This window comes from Pseudomonas sp. HMSC076A11 (assembly GCF_001810205.1).
Taxonomy (GTDB): Bacteria; Pseudomonadota; Gammaproteobacteria; order Pseudomonadales; family Pseudomonadaceae; genus Pseudomonas; species Pseudomonas aeruginosa.
In genome coordinates, this window is the sequence record NZ_KV800299.1 from 157,156 (window position 1) to 174,627 (window position 17,472).

Sequence of the window (17,472 nt, forward strand, 5' to 3'; positions counted from 1 at the left end):
ATGAATGGCGTACTGCTCCGTCATCAGCAACCCGGTGGACTCGGCCGCGCTCCGCGCAAGCCGATGCCGCGCGGCGCCAGCCGTCTGGTGGCCAAGGAACCGCTGAGCGTGCGCCTGCCGAAAGCCGACTTCAGTTTCCTCAAGTACCTGGCCTGGCCGCTGTTGCTGGCCGTTCTCGGCTATGGCGCCTATCGCGGCGCCGAGTACATCCTGCCGTACGCCGACCGGCCGATCGCCAAGGTCAGTGTCGAGGGCGACCTCAGCTACATCAGCCAGCGCGCGGTGCAGCAGCGGATCTCCCCGTACCTGGCGGCGAGCTTCTTCACCATCGACCTGGCGGGCATGCGCGGGCAACTGGAACAGATGCCCTGGATCGCCCACGCCGAGGTGCGCCGGGTGTGGCCGGACCAGGTGGTGATCCGCCTGGACGAGCAACTGCCGATCGCGCGGTGGGGCGACGAAGCGCTGCTGAACAACCAGGGACAGGCTTTTACGCCAAAGGAACTGGCGAATTATGAACATCTGCCCCGCTTGCATGGTCCACAGCGGGCGCAACAGCAGGTGATGCAGCAATACCAGTTGCTCAGCCAGTTGCTGCGTCCCCTCGGGTTCTCCATCGCCCGCCTGGAAATGAGCGATCGCGGCGGTTGGGCGCTGACCACGGCCCAGGGCGTCGAGATCCAGATCGGGCGCGACCACGTGGTAGACAAGATTCGCCGCTTCGTAAGCATCTACGACAAGGCACTCAAAGATCAGATTTCGAACATTGCGCGGATCGACCTGCGTTACCCCAACGGCCTCGCCGTTGCGTGGCGCGAGCCGGTCACGCCCGCGACGGTGGCCACGGCCAGCGCCGTGCAATGAGTTGAGGAGACAGTAATAACCATGGCAAGCGTGCAGAGCGGCAAGATGATCGTCGGCCTCGACATCGGTACCTCCAAGGTGGTGGCGCTGGTGGGCGAGGTGACGGCCGATGGCCAGCTGGAGGTCGTTGGCATCGGTACTCATCCGTCCCGCGGCCTGAAGAAGGGCGTGGTGGTGAACATCGAGTCCACCGTGCAGTCGATCCAGCGCGCCATCGACGAGGCCCAGCAGATGGCCGGTTGCCGTATCCACTCGGCGTTCGTCGGCATCGCCGGCAACCACATCCGCAGCCTCAATTCCCACGGCATCGTGGCGATCCGCGATCGCGAGGTGAACCCGGCGGATATCGAACGGGTACTGGATGCCGCCCAGGCGGTGGCGATCCCGGCGGACCAGCGGGTGCTGCATACCCTGGCCCAGGATTACGTGATCGATAACCAGGAAGGCGTGCGCGAGCCGCTGGGCATGTCCGGGGTGCGCCTGGAAGCCAAGGTGCACGTGGTGACCTGCGCGGTGAATGCCTCGCAGAACATCGAGAAGTGCGTGCGCCGCTGCGGCCTCGAGGTCGACGACATCATCCTCGAGCAGTTGGCCTCGGCCTATTCGGTGCTGACCGAGGACGAGAAGGAACTGGGCGTGTGCCTGGTGGATATCGGCGGCGGCACCACCGATATCGCGATCTTCACCGAAGGCGCGATCCGCCATACCGCGGTGATCCCGATCGCCGGCGACCAGGTCACCAATGACATCGCCATGGCCCTGCGGACGCCGACCCAGTACGCGGAAGAGATCAAGATCCGCTACGCCTGCGCCCTGGCCAAGCTGGCCGGTGCCGGCGAGACCATCAAGGTGCCCAGCGTCGGCGACCGGCCGCCGCGCGAACTGTCGCGCCAGGCCCTGGCCGAAGTGGTCGAGCCTCGTTACGACGAGCTGTTCACCCTGGTCCAGGCCGAGCTGCGCCGCAGCGGCTACGAGGACCTGATCCCGGCAGGGATCGTCCTCACCGGCGGCACCTCGAAGATGGAAGGCGCGGTCGAGCTGGCCGAGGAAATCTTCCACATGCCGGTACGCCTCGGCGTGCCGTATAGCGTGAAGGGCCTCACCGACGTGGTGCGCAACCCGATCTATTCGACGGGCGTCGGCCTGCTGATGTACGGACTGCAGAAGCAGTCCGATGGCATGTCGATGTCTGTGTCAGGCAGCAGCTACAGCAGCGACGAACCCAAGGCACCTGTCCTGGAGCGGCTCAAACGCTGGGTCCAGGGCAATTTCTGATTCAACGCGGTAACAGTAGGCGACAAAACTAGAAAGGAAGGAGAGGGGAAATGTTTGAACTGGTCGATAACATCGCACAAACCGCCGTCATAAAAGTGATCGGTGTAGGTGGTGGTGGCGGCAACGCCGTCAATCACATGGCCAAGAACAACGTCGAGGGCGTCGAGTTCATCTGCGCCAACACCGACGCACAAGCGCTGAAGAACATCGCGGCGCGCACCGTTCTGCAACTCGGCCCGGGCGTCACCAAGGGGCTGGGTGCCGGCGCCAATCCGGAAGTTGGTCGTCAGGCGGCTCTGGAAGATCGCGAGCGCATTTCCGAAGTGCTGGAAGGCGCCGACATGGTCTTCATCACCACCGGCATGGGTGGCGGCACCGGTACCGGCGCCGCGCCGATCATCGCCGAAGTGGCGAAGGAAATGGGCATCCTCACCGTCGCGGTGGTGACCCGCCCGTTCCCGTTCGAAGGTCGCAAGCGCATGCAGATCGCCGACGAGGGCATCCGTGCGCTGGCCGAGAGCGTCGATTCGCTGATCACCATCCCGAACGAGAAGCTGCTGACCATCCTCGGCAAGGACGCCAGCCTGCTGGCCGCCTTCGCCAAGGCCGATGACGTGCTGGCCGGTGCCGTGCGCGGTATCTCCGACATCATCAAGCGTCCGGGCATGATCAACGTCGACTTCGCCGACGTGAAGACCGTCATGAGCGAAATGGGCATGGCGATGATGGGTACCGGCTGCGCCAGCGGTCCGAACCGTGCCCGCGAGGCCACCGAGGCGGCAATCCGCAACCCGCTGCTGGAAGACGTCAACCTGCAGGGCGCGCGCGGCATCCTGGTGAACATCACCGCGGGTCCGGACCTGTCCCTGGGCGAGTACTCCGATGTCGGCAACATCATCGAACAGTTCGCTTCCGAGCACGCCACTGTGAAGGTGGGCACCGTGATCGACGCGGACATGCGCGATGAACTGCACGTCACCGTAGTCGCCACCGGCCTGGGCGCGCGCCTGGAGAAGCCGGTGAAGGTCGTCGACAACACCGTGCAGGGCAGTGCAACCCAGGCAGCCGCTCCGGCTCAGCGCGAGCAGCAGTCGGTGAACTACCGCGACCTCGACCGTCCTACCGTGATGCGCAACCAGTCTCACGGCAGCGCGGCGACCGCGGCCAAGCTGAACCCGCAGGATGACCTGGATTACCTGGATATCCCGGCGTTCCTGCGTCGTCAGGCCGATTGAAGTAATTAATCAGGAGTAGAGATGTGATTGGTGTTCAGCAAAGGCCGGTTCTGCTATCATCGCCGGCCATTGTTGAAAACAGTTCGCAGTCAGCGCTTAAGCGGCCAAAGCCATGATCAAACAACGCACCTTGAAGAACATCATCCGGGCTACTGGCGTCGGTCTGCACTCGGGGGAAAAGGTTTACCTGACCCTGAAACCGGCGCCGGTGGACACCGGTATCGTGTTCTGCCGCACCGACCTGGATCCGGTCGTGGAAATCCCGGCCCGGGCCGAGAACGTCGGCGAAACCACCATGTCGACCACCCTGGTCAAGGGTGACGTCAAAGTGGATACGGTGGAGCACCTGCTCTCGGCCATGGCCGGCCTGGGTATCGACAACGCCTACGTCGAGCTGTCCGCTTCGGAAGTGCCGATCATGGATGGCAGCGCTGGTCCGTTCGTATTCCTGATCCAGTCCGCCGGATTGCAAGAGCAGGAAGCTGCCAAGAAGTTCATCCGCATCAAGCGCGAAGTCAGCGTGGAAGAGGGCGACAAGCGCGCCGTCTTCGTTCCGTTCGACGGCTTCAAGGTCAGCTTCGAGATCGATTTCGATCATCCGGTCTTCCGTGGTCGCACCCAGCAGGCCTCGGTCGATTTCTCCAGTACTTCCTTCGTCAAGGAGGTCAGCCGCGCCCGTACCTTCGGGTTCATGCGCGACATCGAGTACCTGCGTTCGCAGAACCTGGCACTCGGCGGTAGCGTGGAGAACGCGATCGTGGTCGACGAGAACCGCGTGCTCAACGAAGACGGCCTGCGTTACGAGGACGAGTTCGTCAAGCACAAGATCCTGGATGCCATCGGCGACCTGTATCTGCTCGGCAACAGTCTTATCGGCGAGTTCCGTGGCTTCAAGTCCGGCCATGCCCTGAACAACCAACTGCTGCGTACGTTGATCGCAGACAAGGATGCTTGGGAAGTGGTGACCTTCGAAGACGCGCGTACCGCGCCTATTTCCTATATGCGCCCGGCGGCGGCAGTGTAGGAAAACTCTCCTTTCCATATTTGGAGGCCACCTCAGGGTGGCCTCTTTTTATTTCGGGATTTATTCTTGCCGGCTTTTCTCGGCGCGGCTTGCCAACCGCTCGAGCGCTTCCCGCAGGCGTGGATTGCCGACGATCTCGGCGGATTCGCGAAGGTTTTCCGCCGCGACGGCAGACAGGGTCAAGCTGCGACGTGCCGCACGTTGTGTGGACGTGGTGGGTTGCACCTTGAAAAGGATTTTCGCTAAGTTCGCGAATTCTTCGAAAGCCTGCAGCTGCCGCTGCAGGCGCCGCTGCTGATAGCGCAGGCGTGTGGCCCAGTGGCCATCGGTGACGATCAGCAGCAGGCAACCGCCGCGCCACGAAGCCACATGGCAGTACGGGCGCGCCGCCGGTTGCAACTGGCTTTCCAGCAGTTGCTGCAGGCGGCAGATGCGCTGGGCTTCGGCGAACAGCATCTGCAGCGGCCTGGCCTGGCGCAGCAACTGGGTCGATGCCTGGGCGGGCAAGGGACGAAAAGACATGGCGGGAAGCCTGGGGGTTACTGAGTCGGAATGGTAGCAGAAAGCGTTTCGCTACTGCCGGCCCGTATGAAGGATAAGTCATGCACATCATTTTTCTGAGCCGGCACCATGGGGCCGCTCGCTCCGTCCATCTGCAGCCGCGGTTGCTGATGCTGGCCGGGGCCTGCGTGGTCGGTGCCAGCCTGTTGGCCGGGGGCTTCATGGGCGCCTGGCTGTTCCGCGCGCCGGCTCCGGTGGCCGGCATCGAAGTCGATGCCGCGCTGCAGGCGCAGAGCGCCGAGATCAGCAGCGCCCGCGAGGACGCGCAGCGGCAGATGGACGCACTGAGCGTGCATCTCGGCGAACTGCAGGCGCGCCTGGTTCGGCTGGATGCCCTCGGCGAACGTCTCACCGAGCTGGCCGACGTCGACCCCGACGAGTTCGACTTCTCCCTGAGCGTCGGCCAGGGTGGCGTCGACGAACCGCTGGAGGGCAGCGCCTATGCCCCGCCGTCGTTCATGGCGACGCTAGACGAACTGGCGGCACGCCTGGATACCCGCGAGCAGCAGCTCGAGGTGCTGGAGCAACTGCTCGCCGACAAGCACATCAGCCAGTCGACCTACCTGGCCGGCCAGCCGGTGCGCCAGGGCTACATCTCCTCGCCGTTCGGGCGCCGGGTCAATCCGGTGAGCGGCCGCCTGAGCATGCACAAGGGCATCGACTTCGCCGCGCCGGCCGGCAGCGACGTGGTGGCCGTGGCGGCGGGGGTGGTGACCTGGTCCGGGCGCAAGAACGGCTATGGCAACGTGGTCGAGGTCGGGCACGCCGATGGCTACACCACGTTGTATGCCCATAACCAGAAGAACCTGGTCGAGGTCGGTGACCTGGTCAAGCGCGGCCAGGTGCTGGCCAAGGTCGGCAGCACCGGACGCTCCACCGGCTACCACGTACATTTCGAAGTGATGAAGGATGGCCGGGTAATGAATCCGCAAAGCTTCATCGCACGCGCGTCTGTTTCCGAGTGAGCGACGCGCATTGATCTGCTGTACTTTTCTCATACCCGTTTCCGGGTAGAATGTTCCCTTTCATGCCGTTGATCGGCACGGGCCGCCGGATGGGTGAGCCTTCCATTCCCCACGTGTGGATGACCAAGTCGATATGTTTGCGCCTTTGTTGAAGAAACTCTTTGGAAGCAAGAACGAGCGTGATGTAAAGCGCATGGCCAAGGCTGTACAGGCCATCAATGCGCTCGAGCCCCAGATGGTGGCGCTCTCCGACGAGCAGTTGAAGGCGAAAACGGCTGAATTCCAGCAGCGCTACGCCAAGGGCGAAACGCTCGACCAATTGCTGCCCGAAGCCTTCGCCGTGGTTCGCGAGGCTGGCAAGCGGGTGATGGGCATGCGCCACTTCGACGTCCAGCTGATCGGTGGCATGACCCTGCACGACGGCAAGATCGCCGAAATGCGTACCGGCGAGGGCAAGACCCTGGTGGGCACCCTGCCGGTCTACCTCAACGCGCTGTCCGGCAAGGGCGTGCACGTGGTCACGGTGAACGACTACCTGGCGCGCCGCGACGCCAACTGGATGCGCCCGCTGTACGAGTTCCTCGGCCTCAGCGTCGGCGTGGTCACTCCCTTCCAGCCGCCGGAAGACAAGCGCGCCGCCTACGCCGCCGACATCACCTACGGCACCAACAACGAATTCGGCTTCGATTACCTGCGCGACAACATGGCCTTCAGCCTGGACGACAAGTTCCAGCGCGAGCTGAACTTCGCCGTGGTCGACGAAGTGGACTCGATCCTCATCGACGAGGCGCGTACCCCGCTGATCATCTCCGGCCAGGCCGAAGACAGCTCCGAGCTGTACATCAAGATCAACAAGCTGATCCCGCGTCTCAAGCGCCAGGTCGAAGAGGTCGAGGGCAAGCCGACCGAGGAAGGCCACTACAGCATCGACGAGAAGACCCGCCAGGTCGAACTCAACGAGCAGGGCCACCAGTTCATCGAGGACCTGCTGAGCCAGAACGGCCTGCTCGGCGAAGGCGAGAGCCTCTACTCGGCGCACAACCTGAGCCTGCTGACCCACGTTTACGCAGCGCTGCGCGCGCACACCCTGTTCCACCGCAACGTCGAGTACATCGTCCAGGGCGACCAGATCCTCCTGATCGACGAGCACACCGGCCGCACCATGCCTGGCCGTCGCCTGTCCGAGGGCCTGCACCAGGCCATCGAGGCGAAGGAAGGCTTGCCGATCCAGGCCGAGAGCCAGACCCTGGCCTCCACCACCTTCCAGAACTACTTCCGCCTGTACAACAAGCTGGCCGGCATGACCGGCACCGCCGATACCGAGGCCTTCGAGTTCCGCCAGATCTACGGTCTCGACGTGGTGGTGATCCCGACCCACCGGCCGATCGCGCGCAAGGACTTCAACGACCTGGTCTACCTGACCCAGGAAGAGAAGTACGCGGCGATCATCACCGACATCAAGCAGTGCCAGGCCCTCGGCCGGCCGATCCTGGTCGGCACCGCGTCGATCGAGAGTTCCGAGTACGTTTCCAAGCTGTTGCAAGAGGCAGGCATCGAGCACAAGGTGCTCAACGCCAAGTACCACGAGAAGGAAGCCGAGATCATCGCCCAGGCTGGCGCGCCCGGTTCGGTGACCATCGCCACCAACATGGCCGGCCGCGGTACCGACATCCTCCTCGGCGGCAACTGGGAAGTCGAAGTCGCGGCCCTGGAGAACCCCACCGAGGAGCAGATCGCCCAGATCAAGGCCGAATGGCAGAAGCGCCACCAGCAGGTGATCGAGGCGGGCGGCCTGCACGTGATCGCCTCCGAGCGCCACGAGTCCCGCCGGATCGACAACCAGTTGCGCGGCCGTGCCGGTCGTCAGGGCGACCCGGGTTCCAGCCGCTTCTACCTGTCGCTGGAAGACAACCTGATGCGGATCTTCGCCTCCGACCGGGTGAAGAACTTCATGAAGGCGCTGGGCATGCAGTCCGGCGAGGCGATCGAGCACCGCATGGTGACCAACGCCATCGAGAAGGCTCAGCGCAAGGTCGAAGGGCGCAACTTCGACATCCGCAAGCAACTGCTGGAATTCGATGACGTAGCCAACGAGCAGCGCAAGGTGATCTACCACATGCGCAATACCCTGCTGTCGGCAGAGGACGTGGGCGAGACCATCAAGGAATTCCGCGAGGAAACCCTCAGCGCCACCATCAACCAGCACATTCCGCCGCAGTCGCTGCCCGAGCAGTGGGACATCGAAGGCCTGGAGGCTGCGCTGTACAGCGACTTCGCCGTGCGCCTGCCGATCCAGCAGTGGCTGGACGAAGACGACAAGCTGTACGAGGAAACCCTGCGTAGCAAGATCCTCGAGCAGATCGTCGCCGCCTACTACGAGAAGGAAGAGCTGGCCGGCGCCGAAGCCCTGCGCGCCTTCGAGAAGCAGATGCTGCTGCGGGTGCTGGACGACCTGTGGAAGGACCATCTGTCGACCATGGACCACCTGCGGCACGGCATCCACCTGCGTGGCTACGCGCAGAAGAATCCTAAGCAGGAATACAAGCGCGAGTCCTTCACCCTGTTCCAGGAGCTGCTGGACTCGATCAAGCGCGACACCATCCGCGTGCTGTCCCACGTCCAGGTCCGTCGCGAAGACCCGGCCGAAGAGGAGGCCCGCCTGCGTCGCGAGGCGGAGGAACTGGCCAAGCGCATGCAGTTCCAGCACGCCGAGGCTCCCTCGATGGAGCAGGCCGTGGCCGGCGAGGAAGAAGAGCTTCCCGAGGGCCCGGCTCCGGTCGTGCCGCTCGAGCCTGTGCGCAACGAGCAGAAGATCGGCCGCAACGAGCCTTGCCCGTGCGGTTCCGGCAAGAAATACAAGCACTGCCACGGGCAGCTGGACTAAGCTTCCCGCCTGGTTCACCAACGCCGCGACCGGTCCTGCCGCTCGCGGCGTTTGTTCGAATTGGCGCCAGCCCGGCGCCGATGCGTTTTCCGTCACGCCGTCGCAGACGGCATCGAGTCCACTGTTTGGTAAAGGAGCGCGTTCCCATGGCTGTCGGTCTTGGCCCCCTGTCCACCCTGCACCCGGTCCCCGGTTTCGAACTCGGCATCGCTTCCGCCGGCATCAAGCGACCGGGGCGCAAAGACGTGGTGGTCATGCGCTGCGCCGAAGGCTCCAGCGTGGCCGGGGTGTTCACCCTGAACGCGTTCTGTGCCGCGCCGGTGACCCTGGCCAAACAGCGTTTCCTCGGTGAGGTGCGCTACCTGCTGACCAATACCGGCAACGCCAACGCCGGTACCGGCGAGGCCGGCCTCGTCGCCGCCGCGCAAACCTGCGCCAAGCTCGCCGAACTGGCCGGGGTCGCCGAGACTTCGGTGCTGCCATATTCCACCGGGGTGATCGGCGAACCCCTGCCGGTGGCCAAGATCGAGGCGGCGTTGCCTGCGGCCCTGGCCGACCTGGCCGAGGACCGCTGGGCCGAAGCTGCCGCGGGGATCATGACCACCGATACCCTGCCCAAGGGCGCCAGCCGCCAGTTCGTGCACGATGGCGTGACCGTGACCGTCACCGGGATCAGCAAGGGCGCCGGGATGATCAAGCCGAATATGGCGACCATGCTCGGTTATATCGCCACCGACGCCAAGGTCGCCCAGGGCGTGCTGCAGGATCTGTTGCGCGACGCCGCCAACAAGTCCTTCAACCGCATCACCATCGACGGCGATACCTCCACCAACGACTGCTGCATGCTGATCGCCACCGGTCGCGCGGCGCTGCCGGAAGTCACCCAGGCCAGCGGCGCGCTGTTCGCCGCGTTGAAGCAAGCGGTACTGGAGGTTTCCATGGAGCTGGCCCAGGCCATCGTTCGCGACGGCGAGGGCGCGACCAAGTTCGTCACTGTTCAGGTCAACGGCGGCGCCACCCACCAGGAGTGCCTGGATGTCGGCTATGCCGTGGCCCACTCGCCGCTGATCAAGACCGCGCTGTTCGCCTCCGACCCGAACTGGGGACGCATTCTCGCCGCGGTCGGACGTGCCGGCGTGGCCAATCTGGACGTGAGCAAGATCGACGTGTTCCTTGGCGACGTCTGTATCGCCAGCCGTGGCGGCCGGGCGGCCAGTTACACCGAGGAACAGGGCGCGGCGGTGATGGCCCAGGCCGAGATCGGCATCCGCATCGAACTGGGACGCGGCACCTGCAGCGAGACCATCTGGACCACCGACCTGTCCCACGAATACGTGAAGATCAACGCAGAGTACCGCACCTGAAGCCAGGCATTCCGATCCTTCATCGATGGATGAAAATCGGGAATTTGCCATCGGTCCGTGCGCCTCTTAAGTTCTCTGGTGCATGGCCGTCCGCGTCGGGCGGCCGAAGAGGAGAGGCGCATGGCCCTGACCATCGTGATTGGCAATCGCAATGACTCGTCCTGGTCGCTGCGGGGCTGGCTGGCCCTGCGCATGAGCGGGGCGGCGTTCGACGAGATCCTCGTCCCGCTGGGGCGGCCCGATACCCGGGAGCGGATCCTGCAATATTCGCCGACCGGCAAGGTGCCCTTGCTGAAAAGCGAGGATGGCGACATCTGGGATTCCCTGGCCATCGCCGAGTACCTCGCCGAGCGCTTCCCCGAGGCCCACCTGTGGCCGCGCGGCGAGGCGGCGCGGGCGCTGGCCCGTTCGGTTTGCGCGGAAATGCACAGCGGTTTCGCCGCGTTGCGCGGCGAGCTGCCGATGGACCTGCGGCGCCAGCAGCCATTGGTGGAATTGTCCGAGGCGACACGACAGGATATTCAACGTATCTGCGAAGCCTGGGCGGATTGCCGGCGGCGCTTCGGCCAGGACGGTCCGTTCCTGTTCGGCCACGCCAGCCTGGCGGATGCGTTCTACGCACCGGTGGCGGCGCGTTTCCGCAGTTATGCGGTGGAGTTGCCGGATATCGCCCGGACCTATGTCGAGACGATTTATCAGTGGCCTGCGTTCCGCGCCTGGTACGACGCGGCATTGCGCGAGCAGGCCGGTAGTTGATGGCCGTCCGCCGCTTGCGGTGCGTGACGGCAGTAGCGAGGAGATGATCCGTGAAACGAGTACATGTCGCCGCGGCCGTGATTCGTGGCTCCGATGGCCGGGTGCTGATCGCCCGGCGGCCGGAAGACAAGCACCAGGGCGGCCTGTGGGAGTTTCCCGGGGGCAAGGTGGAGGACGGCGAGCCGGTGCGCGCGGCGTTGGCCCGTGAGCTGGAAGAGGAACTGGGCATCCGTGTCGAGCGGGCCCGGCCGCTGATCCAGGTCCGGCACGACTATGCCGACAAGCACGTCCTGCTCGATGTCTGGGAGGTCGACGGGTTTTCCGGCGAAGCCCACGGCGCCGAGGGCCAACCGCTGGCCTGGGTGGAGCCGCGCGAGCTGGCCGACTACGAGTTCCCCGCCGCCAACGCGCCGATCGTCCAGGCCGCGCGCCTGCCGGCGCACTACCTGATCACCCCGGACGGATTGGAGCCGGGCGAGCTGATCAGCGGCGTACGCAAGGCGGTGGAGGCGGGCATCCGCCTGATCCAGTTGCGCGCGCCGAACATGTTCAGTCCCGAATACCGCGATCTCGCCATCGATATCCAGGGACTCTGCGCCGGCAAGGCGCAACTGATGCTGAAAGGCCCGCTGGAGTGGCTGGGCGACTTCCCGGCTGCCGGTTGGCACCTGACCTCCGCTCAACTGCGCAAATACGCCAGCGCCGGTCGGCCGTTCCCCGAAGGGCGCCTGCTGGCCGCCTCCTGCCACGACGCGGAGGAACTGGCCCTGGCTGCCTCGATGGGAGTGGAGTTCGTCACTCTTTCGCCGGTACAGCCGACCGAGAGCCATCCCGGCGAGCCGGCGCTGGGTTGGGACAAGGCCGCCGAACTGATCGCCGGCTTCAACCAGCCGGTCTACCTGCTGGGTGGCCTCGGTCCGCAGCAAGCCGAGCAGGCTTGGGAGCATGGAGCCCAAGGCGTGGCGGGTATCCGTGCGTTCTGGCCGGGCGGCCTTTGACGGTGGAATGAAGAAAAAAGGAGGCTTCGGCCTCCTTTTTTTCGTCTCGATGCCGAGCCCTCGCTCGCCGTCAGTCCGGTTTTGCCGCCGCCTCCCAGAGAATCTCCGCCACGCCCTGGCGCCGGGCGATGGCGCGGGCGGCGACGAACAGCAGGTCGGAGAGCCGGTTCAGGTAGCACAGGCCGACGCCCTCCAGCGTTTCCTCCTGGTCCAGCGCCTGGCAGCGCCGTTCGGCACTGCGCGCCAGGCTGCGGCAGACATGGGCCTGGGCGACCAGGCGGGAACCGCCGGGGAGGATGAAATTCTTCAGCGGGCCCAGCTCGTCGTTCCAGCGGTCGATGCAGCTTTCCAGGCGTGCCACTTCCGTCTCGTCCAGGGCCCGATACTCCGGCATCGCCAGCTCCCCGCCGAGGTCGAACAGGCGGTGTTGCACCGGCGCCAGCGCCTGGACGATCTCCTCCAGGCCGGGATGTGCGCCACGCGCTTCCAGCAGCTCGGCAAGGAGCAGGCCCAACTGGCTGTTCAATTCGTCCACCGCGCCGATCGCCTCGATGCGTGGATGGCTCTTGGGCACCCGGCGTCCGCCGGCCAGGCCGGTCTCGCCGCGGTCGCCGGTACGGGTGTAGATCTTCGACAATCGATTGCCCATGGATTCAACCTTCCTCTTCGTCGCCCCGCCGCAGGCTGCTACCGGGTTGCGGCAGAGCGGGCGGCAGGGCCTTGGCTTGTGCCGGGGCGACCGCTTCGGAGCTTTCCAGCGGCAGGCGGATGCTGAAGCAGGTGCCGCGGCCCAGTTCCGAGCGTACTTCCATCTGGCCCTTGTGATTGTTGGTGATGATGAAATACGAGACGGACAGGCCGAGACCGGTGCCCTGGCCGACTTCCTTGGTGGTGAAGAACGGCTCGAAGATACGCTTGCGCACCAGTTCGGGCATGCCGCTGCCGTTGTCTTCCACCTGGACTTCCGCCCAGGGCGGCGTCAGGCGCGTGCGCAGGACGATCCGGCCCTGTTCGCCTTCCTCTTCGTCGTCGCGCTGGTGGATGGCCTGGGCGGCGTTCTTCAGCAGGTTGAGCAGGACCTGCTCGACCTCGTTGGCGATCACCGGCACCGGGCCGAGGTTGGGGTCGAACTCGTGGACGATCTGCAACGACTTGAAGTCGAAGCCTTCGGCCAGGTCGAAGTCGTTACCGGCGATTTCCACCGCCTGTTCGAGCAGTGCGGGCAGTTCGCAAGCGGTCATCTGCCGGTGGCTGCGGCGGCTGAAGGCGAGCATGTGGGTGACGATCTTCGCTGCCCGCGAGCCGGCGTGCTGGATGCCTTCCAGCAGGCGCGGGATGTCGCGGCCGTCGAGGTAGTGATTGATGTCTTCCAGCGGCACTCCGACCTCGGCCGCCAGCTCGACGTTCTTCGCCAGCTCCGGGGACAGGCGCCGCTTGATGTTCTGCACGTTGTGCAGGATCGCGCCGAGCGGGTTGTTGATCTCGTGGGCCATGCCGGCGGCGAGGCTGCCGACCGAGAGCATCTTCTCCGATTGCACCATCACTTCTTCCAGGCTCAGCCGCTGGGTGATGTCGTCGATGCGGATCACCGCGCCGCGGCCGGTGCCGCCCATCAGCGGGTAGAAGGTCAGGGCGTAGTGGCGTGGCGTGTCGATCAGCGCCCAGGTGACCCGTTCGACACGCTCCACGCTGTGCTTCTCGGCAGCCCGGGTGAGCTGCGGAAGGAACGGCTTGAGCGAGGGAAAGGCGAGGAACACCGGCTGGTTGACCGCATCGTCCAGGCTGGTGCCGGAAAGCTGGCTGGCCTCCTGGTTCCACTGCGTGACGTAGAGTTGCTCGTCCACCGCGATCAGCGCCGAAGGCATGGAGTCGATGATGCTGTTGAGGTAGTGCTGGAAACCGGTGAGCTTCTTCTCGATCTTGCTGCGCACCTGCACTTCCAGTTCCAGCTTGCGGTTCGAGCGGCGGGTTTCCTCGGCCAGGCTCTGGGCCTGCTCGACCGCTTCCTGGGCATCGTCGCGGGCGCGCTTGAGCTGCTGCTCGCGGGCCTCGATGCGGGTCAGCATGGTGTTGAACGCGTCGGCCAGGCGGCCGATCTCGTCGCCGTTGCCGCGCTGGGCGCGGAGGGCGTAGTTCTCCTCGCGGGTGACCTGCCGCGACAGTTCCTCGAGATCGCGGATCGGCCGGGTGATCAGGCGGCGTATCTGCTGCGCCACCAGCAGCCAGAGCAGCACGCTGACGCCGAGGATCGCCAGGCTGGCGGTGAGGGTTCCGGTGTAGAACGCGCTCGGAAGTTCACCGCTGGCCACCAGCAGCAGGTAGCCGGGGCGGGCGTTTTCCTGGGGCAGTTCGATCAGCGCGTTGAGGCGGTACTCGCCGCGCCTCCAGTGCTCCAGGCGGTCCAGGCGGGCCGGCAGCTTGAGGGTGTCGCCGCGTTGCAGGTCGGCCAGCATCAGCCCATTGCTGTCGTACAGGGCCGCGGCGCGCAACGGCTGGTAATCGTTGAGCTGGCGCAGCAGGACCTCGGCGGTCTGCGGCGAACTGAGTGCCGGCTGGCTGAGCGCCGGGTTGGCGATCAGCCGGCCGATGGTCTGCATCGCCTGGGGGGCGACGCTCTCCTGGGAAATCCAGTAGGCGGCGCTGATGAACGCCAGGTTGGCCACCAGCAGCACGGTAGCCAGCAGGATCAGCAGGGCGGCGAGCAGTTTCTGCCCTACGGGCAGGTTGTCGAGGCGCTGGCGCAGGTTCATGGGCTCTGGCGGTCCGCGGCGAAAAGGAATGGCGGGCAGGGTAACGCGCTTTAGCGGTCGGGCAAACCGCGCTGGCGCAGATGGGCCTGGAGGCGGGCGAGCAAGGTTCCCAGGCGCGGCAGCGGTAGTCCCAGGCGCTGCCCGTGCTGGCAGGCGTAGCCGAGCAGGTAGCCGATTTCCGTGCGCCGGCCGCGGGTGACGTCCTGATGCATCGAGGAATAGTTGGCCGCGGTGGCGTCGATCACCGCCCGGACATCCTCCAGCAGGCTCCTGGCGGCGGCGTCGTAGCCGCTGGCGTGGAGCAACTGGCCGAGTTCGTCGCAAAGCGCGGCGATCTCTTCCGGGTGCTGCCGCAGGCCGCCGTTGCGGCAATCGTGGAGGACGGTCAGCGGGTTGATCGCGCAGTTCAGGGCCAGCTTGCGCCACAGCCGTTCGAGGATGTCGTCGCTCCAGCTGTGCGGGATCCCGGCCTGGGACAGCTGCGCCAGCCAGGCGGGGGCGCTTGTGTCGCGCGGATCGCCGAGCCAGGTGTGCCCCCGGCCGGCGAAGACCACGCGGAAATCGCCATCGCGGAACGCGCCTTCGGTGCTGGAGGCGAACAGGCAGCGGCTGCGCGGCAGGCGGGCGGCGACCGCCTGCTGGCTGCCCAGGCCGTTCTGCAGCAACAGCAGTTCGGCGTTGCCGGCCAGGCGATGGGCCACGCTGGAGGCGGCTTCCTCCGCGTCGTAGGCCTTGCAGGCCAGCAGCAGGCGCTGGATGGGTTGCCCGCCGTCCGGGGTTTCCGCGGCGATCGGGTAGAGGCTGGCCTGGCCGTCTTCCACCAGGCTCAGTCCGCCGGCCTGTTGGTAGCGGCGCAGGCGCTGGCGGTCGCGCAGGATCAGGCGGACGGGCAGGCCGGCGCGCCCGAGGCGCGCGGCCCAGAGGCTGCCGAGGCTACCGGCGCCGAGGATATGCCAGGTCATGGTGGCTACTGCGAATGGCTGACGATAGGGCGAAGTCTAGCGCAGTGCCGGTAGCCGGCAGGTTGCGATCCTGCCGCTGGCATAGGCATCGGGCAACAGGGCCTCGGTGCGCTGCAGCAGTTCGTCGATGCCCAGCGGCAATGCCCCGCTGTCGAGGCCGAGCATGGCGATGCCGGCTTTCAGGCTGATGAAGCCTTCGCTGGTCTTGAAGGCCTTCAGGTTGAGCCCGTCGTGCAGCCGCTTGAAGCTGCTCGACGAGCATTCGTGCAGGTCCTCCACCAGGGTGATCAGGGCGAAATGCTGCTCGTCCAGGCGCACCAGCACGTCCAGCGGCCGGACCAGCTGTTGCAGGCGCCTGGCCACGCCGAGCAGCAGCTCGCGATGGAAGGCCTCGCCGTGCCGCTGGCGCAGGACCGGTGCCTCGGGCATGCCGACCAGCAGGTAGCACAGCGCTCCACCGCGGGTTTCCACCTGGCGCAGGCTGTCGGCCAGCTTCTGTCGCAGGTAGCGGGGATTGCCGAGGCCGGTGAGGGTATCCACCAGGTTGCGTTCTTCCATCCGCGCGATGTTTTCGGTGAGCAGGCGGTTTTCCACCAGCAACCGTTGCAGGGTGTTGCACAGGCGGTCGGCTGCGTAGATGCGCGGCACCAGTTGCTCGTTCATCGCGGCCTTGCTGACGAAGTCGTCGACGCCGCGGTCGAAGGCCTCGCCGAGGACGTTCTCGCCTTCCTTGCCGGTGAGCAGGACGATGTAGGTGTAGTGGTTGATGCTTTCGTCCAGTTGGCGGACCCGGGCGGTCAGTTCCAGGCCGTCCATCTCCGGCATCAGCCAGTCGGCCAGGAGCACGCTGACCGGGCGTTGTTCGAGCTGCTGCAGGGCCTCGCTGGCGCTGCTGGCGAAGCGGATGTCCTGGTAGCCGGCCTGGCTGAGGGCGCGGCCGATCATGGCGCTGGAAAACTTGGCGTCGTCGACGACCAGGATGCTGAGATCGGGGTTGGGCATGAACGGACTCGAGAAGAGGATGGGCGCCGGTACGCTGCCGGCAAGGGCCCGGTTCGTCGCGGGAGGCCGGGTCCCGGCCGCGGTCGCGCGCGCCATCGGGAAGAAATCGTCGGTCTCCGCCACACCGGCGGGCATTCGCTCGCGAGGGCTCGGTTATAATGGGCGGGCATTTTTTACCGTCAAGCCAGGCGCGGTTCCGTCTGTGAACCCTGTCGCGCCGTCCATCTGGAGAGATGACATGCCTTCGTTCGACGTGGTGTCCGAACTGGACAAACACGAGTTGACCAACGCCGTGGACAACGCCATCAAGGAACTGGATCGCCGTTTCGACCTGAAAGGCAAATGCAGTTTCGAAGCCAAGGACAAGTCGGTGACCCTCACCGCCGAAGCCGATTTCATGCTCGAGCAGATGCTCGACATCCTGCGTTCCAACCTGGTCAAGCGCAAGGTCGACAGCCAGTGCATGGAGATCAAGGATGCCTACCCGTCGGGCAAGGTGGTCAAGCAGGACGTCAACTTCCGCGAGGGCATCGACAAGGACCTGGCGAAGAAGATCGTTGGTCTGATCAAGGAGCGCAAGCTCAAGGTCCAGGCCGCCATCCAGGGCGAGCAGGTGCGCGTCACCGGTAAGAAGCGTGACGATCTGCAGGAGGCCATCGCCCTGCTGCGCGGCGAATCGCTCGGCATGCCGTTGCAGTTCACCAACTTCCGCGATTGACGAGGTTTTTCGGAACCTCTCGCCATCCCGGGCATCGCAATAGGGAGTAGCGCCGCCGCGACCTCTCCCGCGTTGTCCGCCCCTGTCGGCGCAGCGTCGGTTCGTCCGCGCTGC

15 protein-coding genes are annotated in these 17,472 nt (G+C 65.4%); 10 read left to right on the forward strand and 5 right to left on the reverse strand.

The genetic code is table 11. From position 1 onward, the window contains the following. From HMPREF2716_RS13060 to lpxC, 4 genes are all read left to right on the forward strand, one after another. Complete coding sequence (locus HMPREF2716_RS13060) at positions 1–864, forward strand: cell division protein FtsQ/DivIB (RefSeq protein ID WP_003094118.1); 864 nt, start codon at positions 1–3, stop codon at positions 862–864. Between the two features lie 21 nt (positions 865–885). Further along, positions 886–2,139: a cell division protein FtsA gene (ftsA, locus tag HMPREF2716_RS13065; RefSeq protein WP_003094115.1), complete on the forward strand. Its 1,254-nt coding sequence runs from the start codon at positions 886–888 to the stop codon at positions 2,137–2,139. A gap of 50 nt (positions 2,140–2,189) precedes the next feature. Continuing rightward, a complete protein-coding gene (gene ftsZ / locus HMPREF2716_RS13070) occupies positions 2,190–3,374 on the forward strand; it encodes a cell division protein FtsZ (protein WP_003103118.1) in 1,185 nt (394 codons plus the stop codon). Positions 3,375–3,486: 112 nt separating this feature from the next. After that, positions 3,487–4,398, forward strand: coding sequence for a UDP-3-O-acyl-N-acetylglucosamine deacetylase (gene lpxC / locus HMPREF2716_RS13075; RefSeq protein WP_003094111.1), 912 nt, complete (start codon positions 3,487–3,489; stop codon positions 4,396–4,398). 60 nt (positions 4,399–4,458) lie between these two features. On the opposite strand, the gene HMPREF2716_RS13080 is transcribed toward lpxC, so the two are convergent. Continuing rightward, entirely contained in the window at positions 4,459–4,920 is a 462-nt protein-coding gene (locus HMPREF2716_RS13080; protein WP_003148130.1) for a DciA family protein, read from the reverse strand. A gap of 80 nt (positions 4,921–5,000) precedes the next feature. Here HMPREF2716_RS13080 and HMPREF2716_RS13085 point away from each other — a divergent pair, with 80 nt between their 5' ends. The 5 genes from HMPREF2716_RS13085 to HMPREF2716_RS13105 all read left to right on the forward strand — a co-directional run bounded on the left by HMPREF2716_RS13085 (position 5,001) and on the right by HMPREF2716_RS13105 (position 11,926). Continuing rightward, positions 5,001–5,924, forward strand: coding sequence for a M23 family metallopeptidase (locus tag HMPREF2716_RS13085; RefSeq protein ID WP_003094103.1), 924 nt, complete (start codon positions 5,001–5,003; stop codon positions 5,922–5,924). A 133-nt stretch (positions 5,925–6,057) separates the two neighbouring features. Next, complete coding sequence (gene secA, locus HMPREF2716_RS13090; RefSeq protein WP_003112752.1) at positions 6,058–8,808, forward strand: preprotein translocase subunit SecA; 2,751 nt, start codon at positions 6,058–6,060, stop codon at positions 8,806–8,808. A 146-nt stretch (positions 8,809–8,954) separates the two neighbouring features. After that, the gene (gene argJ, locus HMPREF2716_RS13095) at positions 8,955–10,172 is read left to right on the forward strand and encodes a bifunctional glutamate N-acetyltransferase/amino-acid acetyltransferase ArgJ (RefSeq protein ID WP_003094095.1); all 1,218 of its coding nucleotides are present in this window, start codon (positions 8,955–8,957) and stop codon (positions 10,170–10,172) included. Between the two features lie 120 nt (positions 10,173–10,292). Then, a complete protein-coding gene (locus HMPREF2716_RS13100; protein WP_003116203.1) occupies positions 10,293–10,928 on the forward strand; it encodes a glutathione S-transferase family protein in 636 nt (211 codons plus the stop codon). 50 nt (positions 10,929–10,978) lie between these two features. Next, positions 10,979–11,926 carry a Nudix family hydrolase gene (locus HMPREF2716_RS13105; protein WP_003112754.1) on the forward strand — a complete coding sequence of 316 codons (948 nt, stop codon included), beginning with the start codon at positions 10,979–10,981 and terminating at the stop codon, positions 11,924–11,926. Positions 11,927–11,996: 70 nt separating this feature from the next. Here the strand turns inward: HMPREF2716_RS13105 and HMPREF2716_RS13110 are convergent, their stop codons facing one another. The 4 genes from HMPREF2716_RS13110 to HMPREF2716_RS13125 are packed head-to-tail and all read right to left on the reverse strand — an operon-like array spanning position 11,997 to position 16,775. Continuing rightward, positions 11,997–12,575, reverse strand: coding sequence for a cob(I)yrinic acid a,c-diamide adenosyltransferase (locus HMPREF2716_RS13110; RefSeq protein WP_003106516.1), 579 nt, complete (start codon positions 12,573–12,575; stop codon positions 11,997–11,999). A 4-nt stretch (positions 12,576–12,579) separates the two neighbouring features. Continuing rightward, entirely contained in the window at positions 12,580–14,676 is a 2,097-nt protein-coding gene (locus HMPREF2716_RS13115; RefSeq protein ID WP_003106517.1) for a sensor histidine kinase, read from the reverse strand. A gap of 50 nt (positions 14,677–14,726) precedes the next feature. Next, positions 14,727–15,638, reverse strand: coding sequence for a putative 2-dehydropantoate 2-reductase (locus tag HMPREF2716_RS13120; RefSeq protein WP_003110160.1), 912 nt, complete (start codon positions 15,636–15,638; stop codon positions 14,727–14,729). A gap of 36 nt (positions 15,639–15,674) precedes the next feature. Then, positions 15,675–16,775, reverse strand: coding sequence for a GGDEF domain-containing response regulator (locus tag HMPREF2716_RS13125; protein WP_003106524.1), 1,101 nt, complete (start codon positions 16,773–16,775; stop codon positions 15,675–15,677). 103 nt (positions 16,776–16,878) lie between these two features. Between HMPREF2716_RS13125 and HMPREF2716_RS13130 the strand changes: the two genes are divergently transcribed. Then, on the forward strand, positions 16,879–17,358 hold the full coding sequence (locus tag HMPREF2716_RS13130) for a YajQ family cyclic di-GMP-binding protein (protein WP_003106526.1): 480 nt from the start codon (positions 16,879–16,881) through the stop codon (positions 17,356–17,358). Positions 17,359–17,472: the final 114 nt, after the last annotated feature.

Excerpts from the sequence above, each read along its gene's own strand:
- HMPREF2716_RS13060 (WP_003094118.1), top strand. The coding sequence starts at position 1 with ATGAATGGCGTACTGCTCCGTCATCAGCAACCCGGTGGACTCGGCCGC.
- ftsA (WP_003094115.1), top strand. The coding sequence starts at position 886 with ATGGCAAGCGTGCAGAGCGGCAAGATGATCGTCGGCCTCGACATCGGT.
- ftsZ (WP_003103118.1), top strand. The coding sequence starts at position 2,190 with ATGTTTGAACTGGTCGATAACATCGCACAAACCGCCGTCATAAAAGTG.
- lpxC (WP_003094111.1), top strand. The coding sequence starts at position 3,487 with ATGATCAAACAACGCACCTTGAAGAACATCATCCGGGCTACTGGCGTC.
- HMPREF2716_RS13080 (WP_003148130.1), bottom strand. The coding sequence starts at position 4,920 with ATGTCTTTTCGTCCCTTGCCCGCCCAGGCATCGACCCAGTTGCTGCGC.
- HMPREF2716_RS13085 (WP_003094103.1), top strand. The coding sequence starts at position 5,001 with ATGCACATCATTTTTCTGAGCCGGCACCATGGGGCCGCTCGCTCCGTC.
- secA (WP_003112752.1), top strand. The coding sequence starts at position 6,058 with ATGTTTGCGCCTTTGTTGAAGAAACTCTTTGGAAGCAAGAACGAGCGT.
- argJ (WP_003094095.1), top strand. The coding sequence starts at position 8,955 with ATGGCTGTCGGTCTTGGCCCCCTGTCCACCCTGCACCCGGTCCCCGGT.
- HMPREF2716_RS13100 (WP_003116203.1), top strand. The coding sequence starts at position 10,293 with ATGGCCCTGACCATCGTGATTGGCAATCGCAATGACTCGTCCTGGTCG.
- HMPREF2716_RS13110 (WP_003106516.1), bottom strand. The coding sequence starts at position 12,575 with ATGGGCAATCGATTGTCGAAGATCTACACCCGTACCGGCGACCGCGGC.
- HMPREF2716_RS13115 (WP_003106517.1), bottom strand. The coding sequence starts at position 14,676 with ATGAACCTGCGCCAGCGCCTCGACAACCTGCCCGTAGGGCAGAAACTG.
- HMPREF2716_RS13120 (WP_003110160.1), bottom strand. The coding sequence starts at position 15,638 with ATGACCTGGCATATCCTCGGCGCCGGTAGCCTCGGCAGCCTCTGGGCC.
- HMPREF2716_RS13125 (WP_003106524.1), bottom strand. The coding sequence starts at position 16,775 with ATGCCCGCCGGTGTGGCGGAGACCGACGATTTCTTCCCGATGGCGCGC.
- HMPREF2716_RS13130 (WP_003106526.1), top strand. The coding sequence starts at position 16,879 with ATGCCTTCGTTCGACGTGGTGTCCGAACTGGACAAACACGAGTTGACC.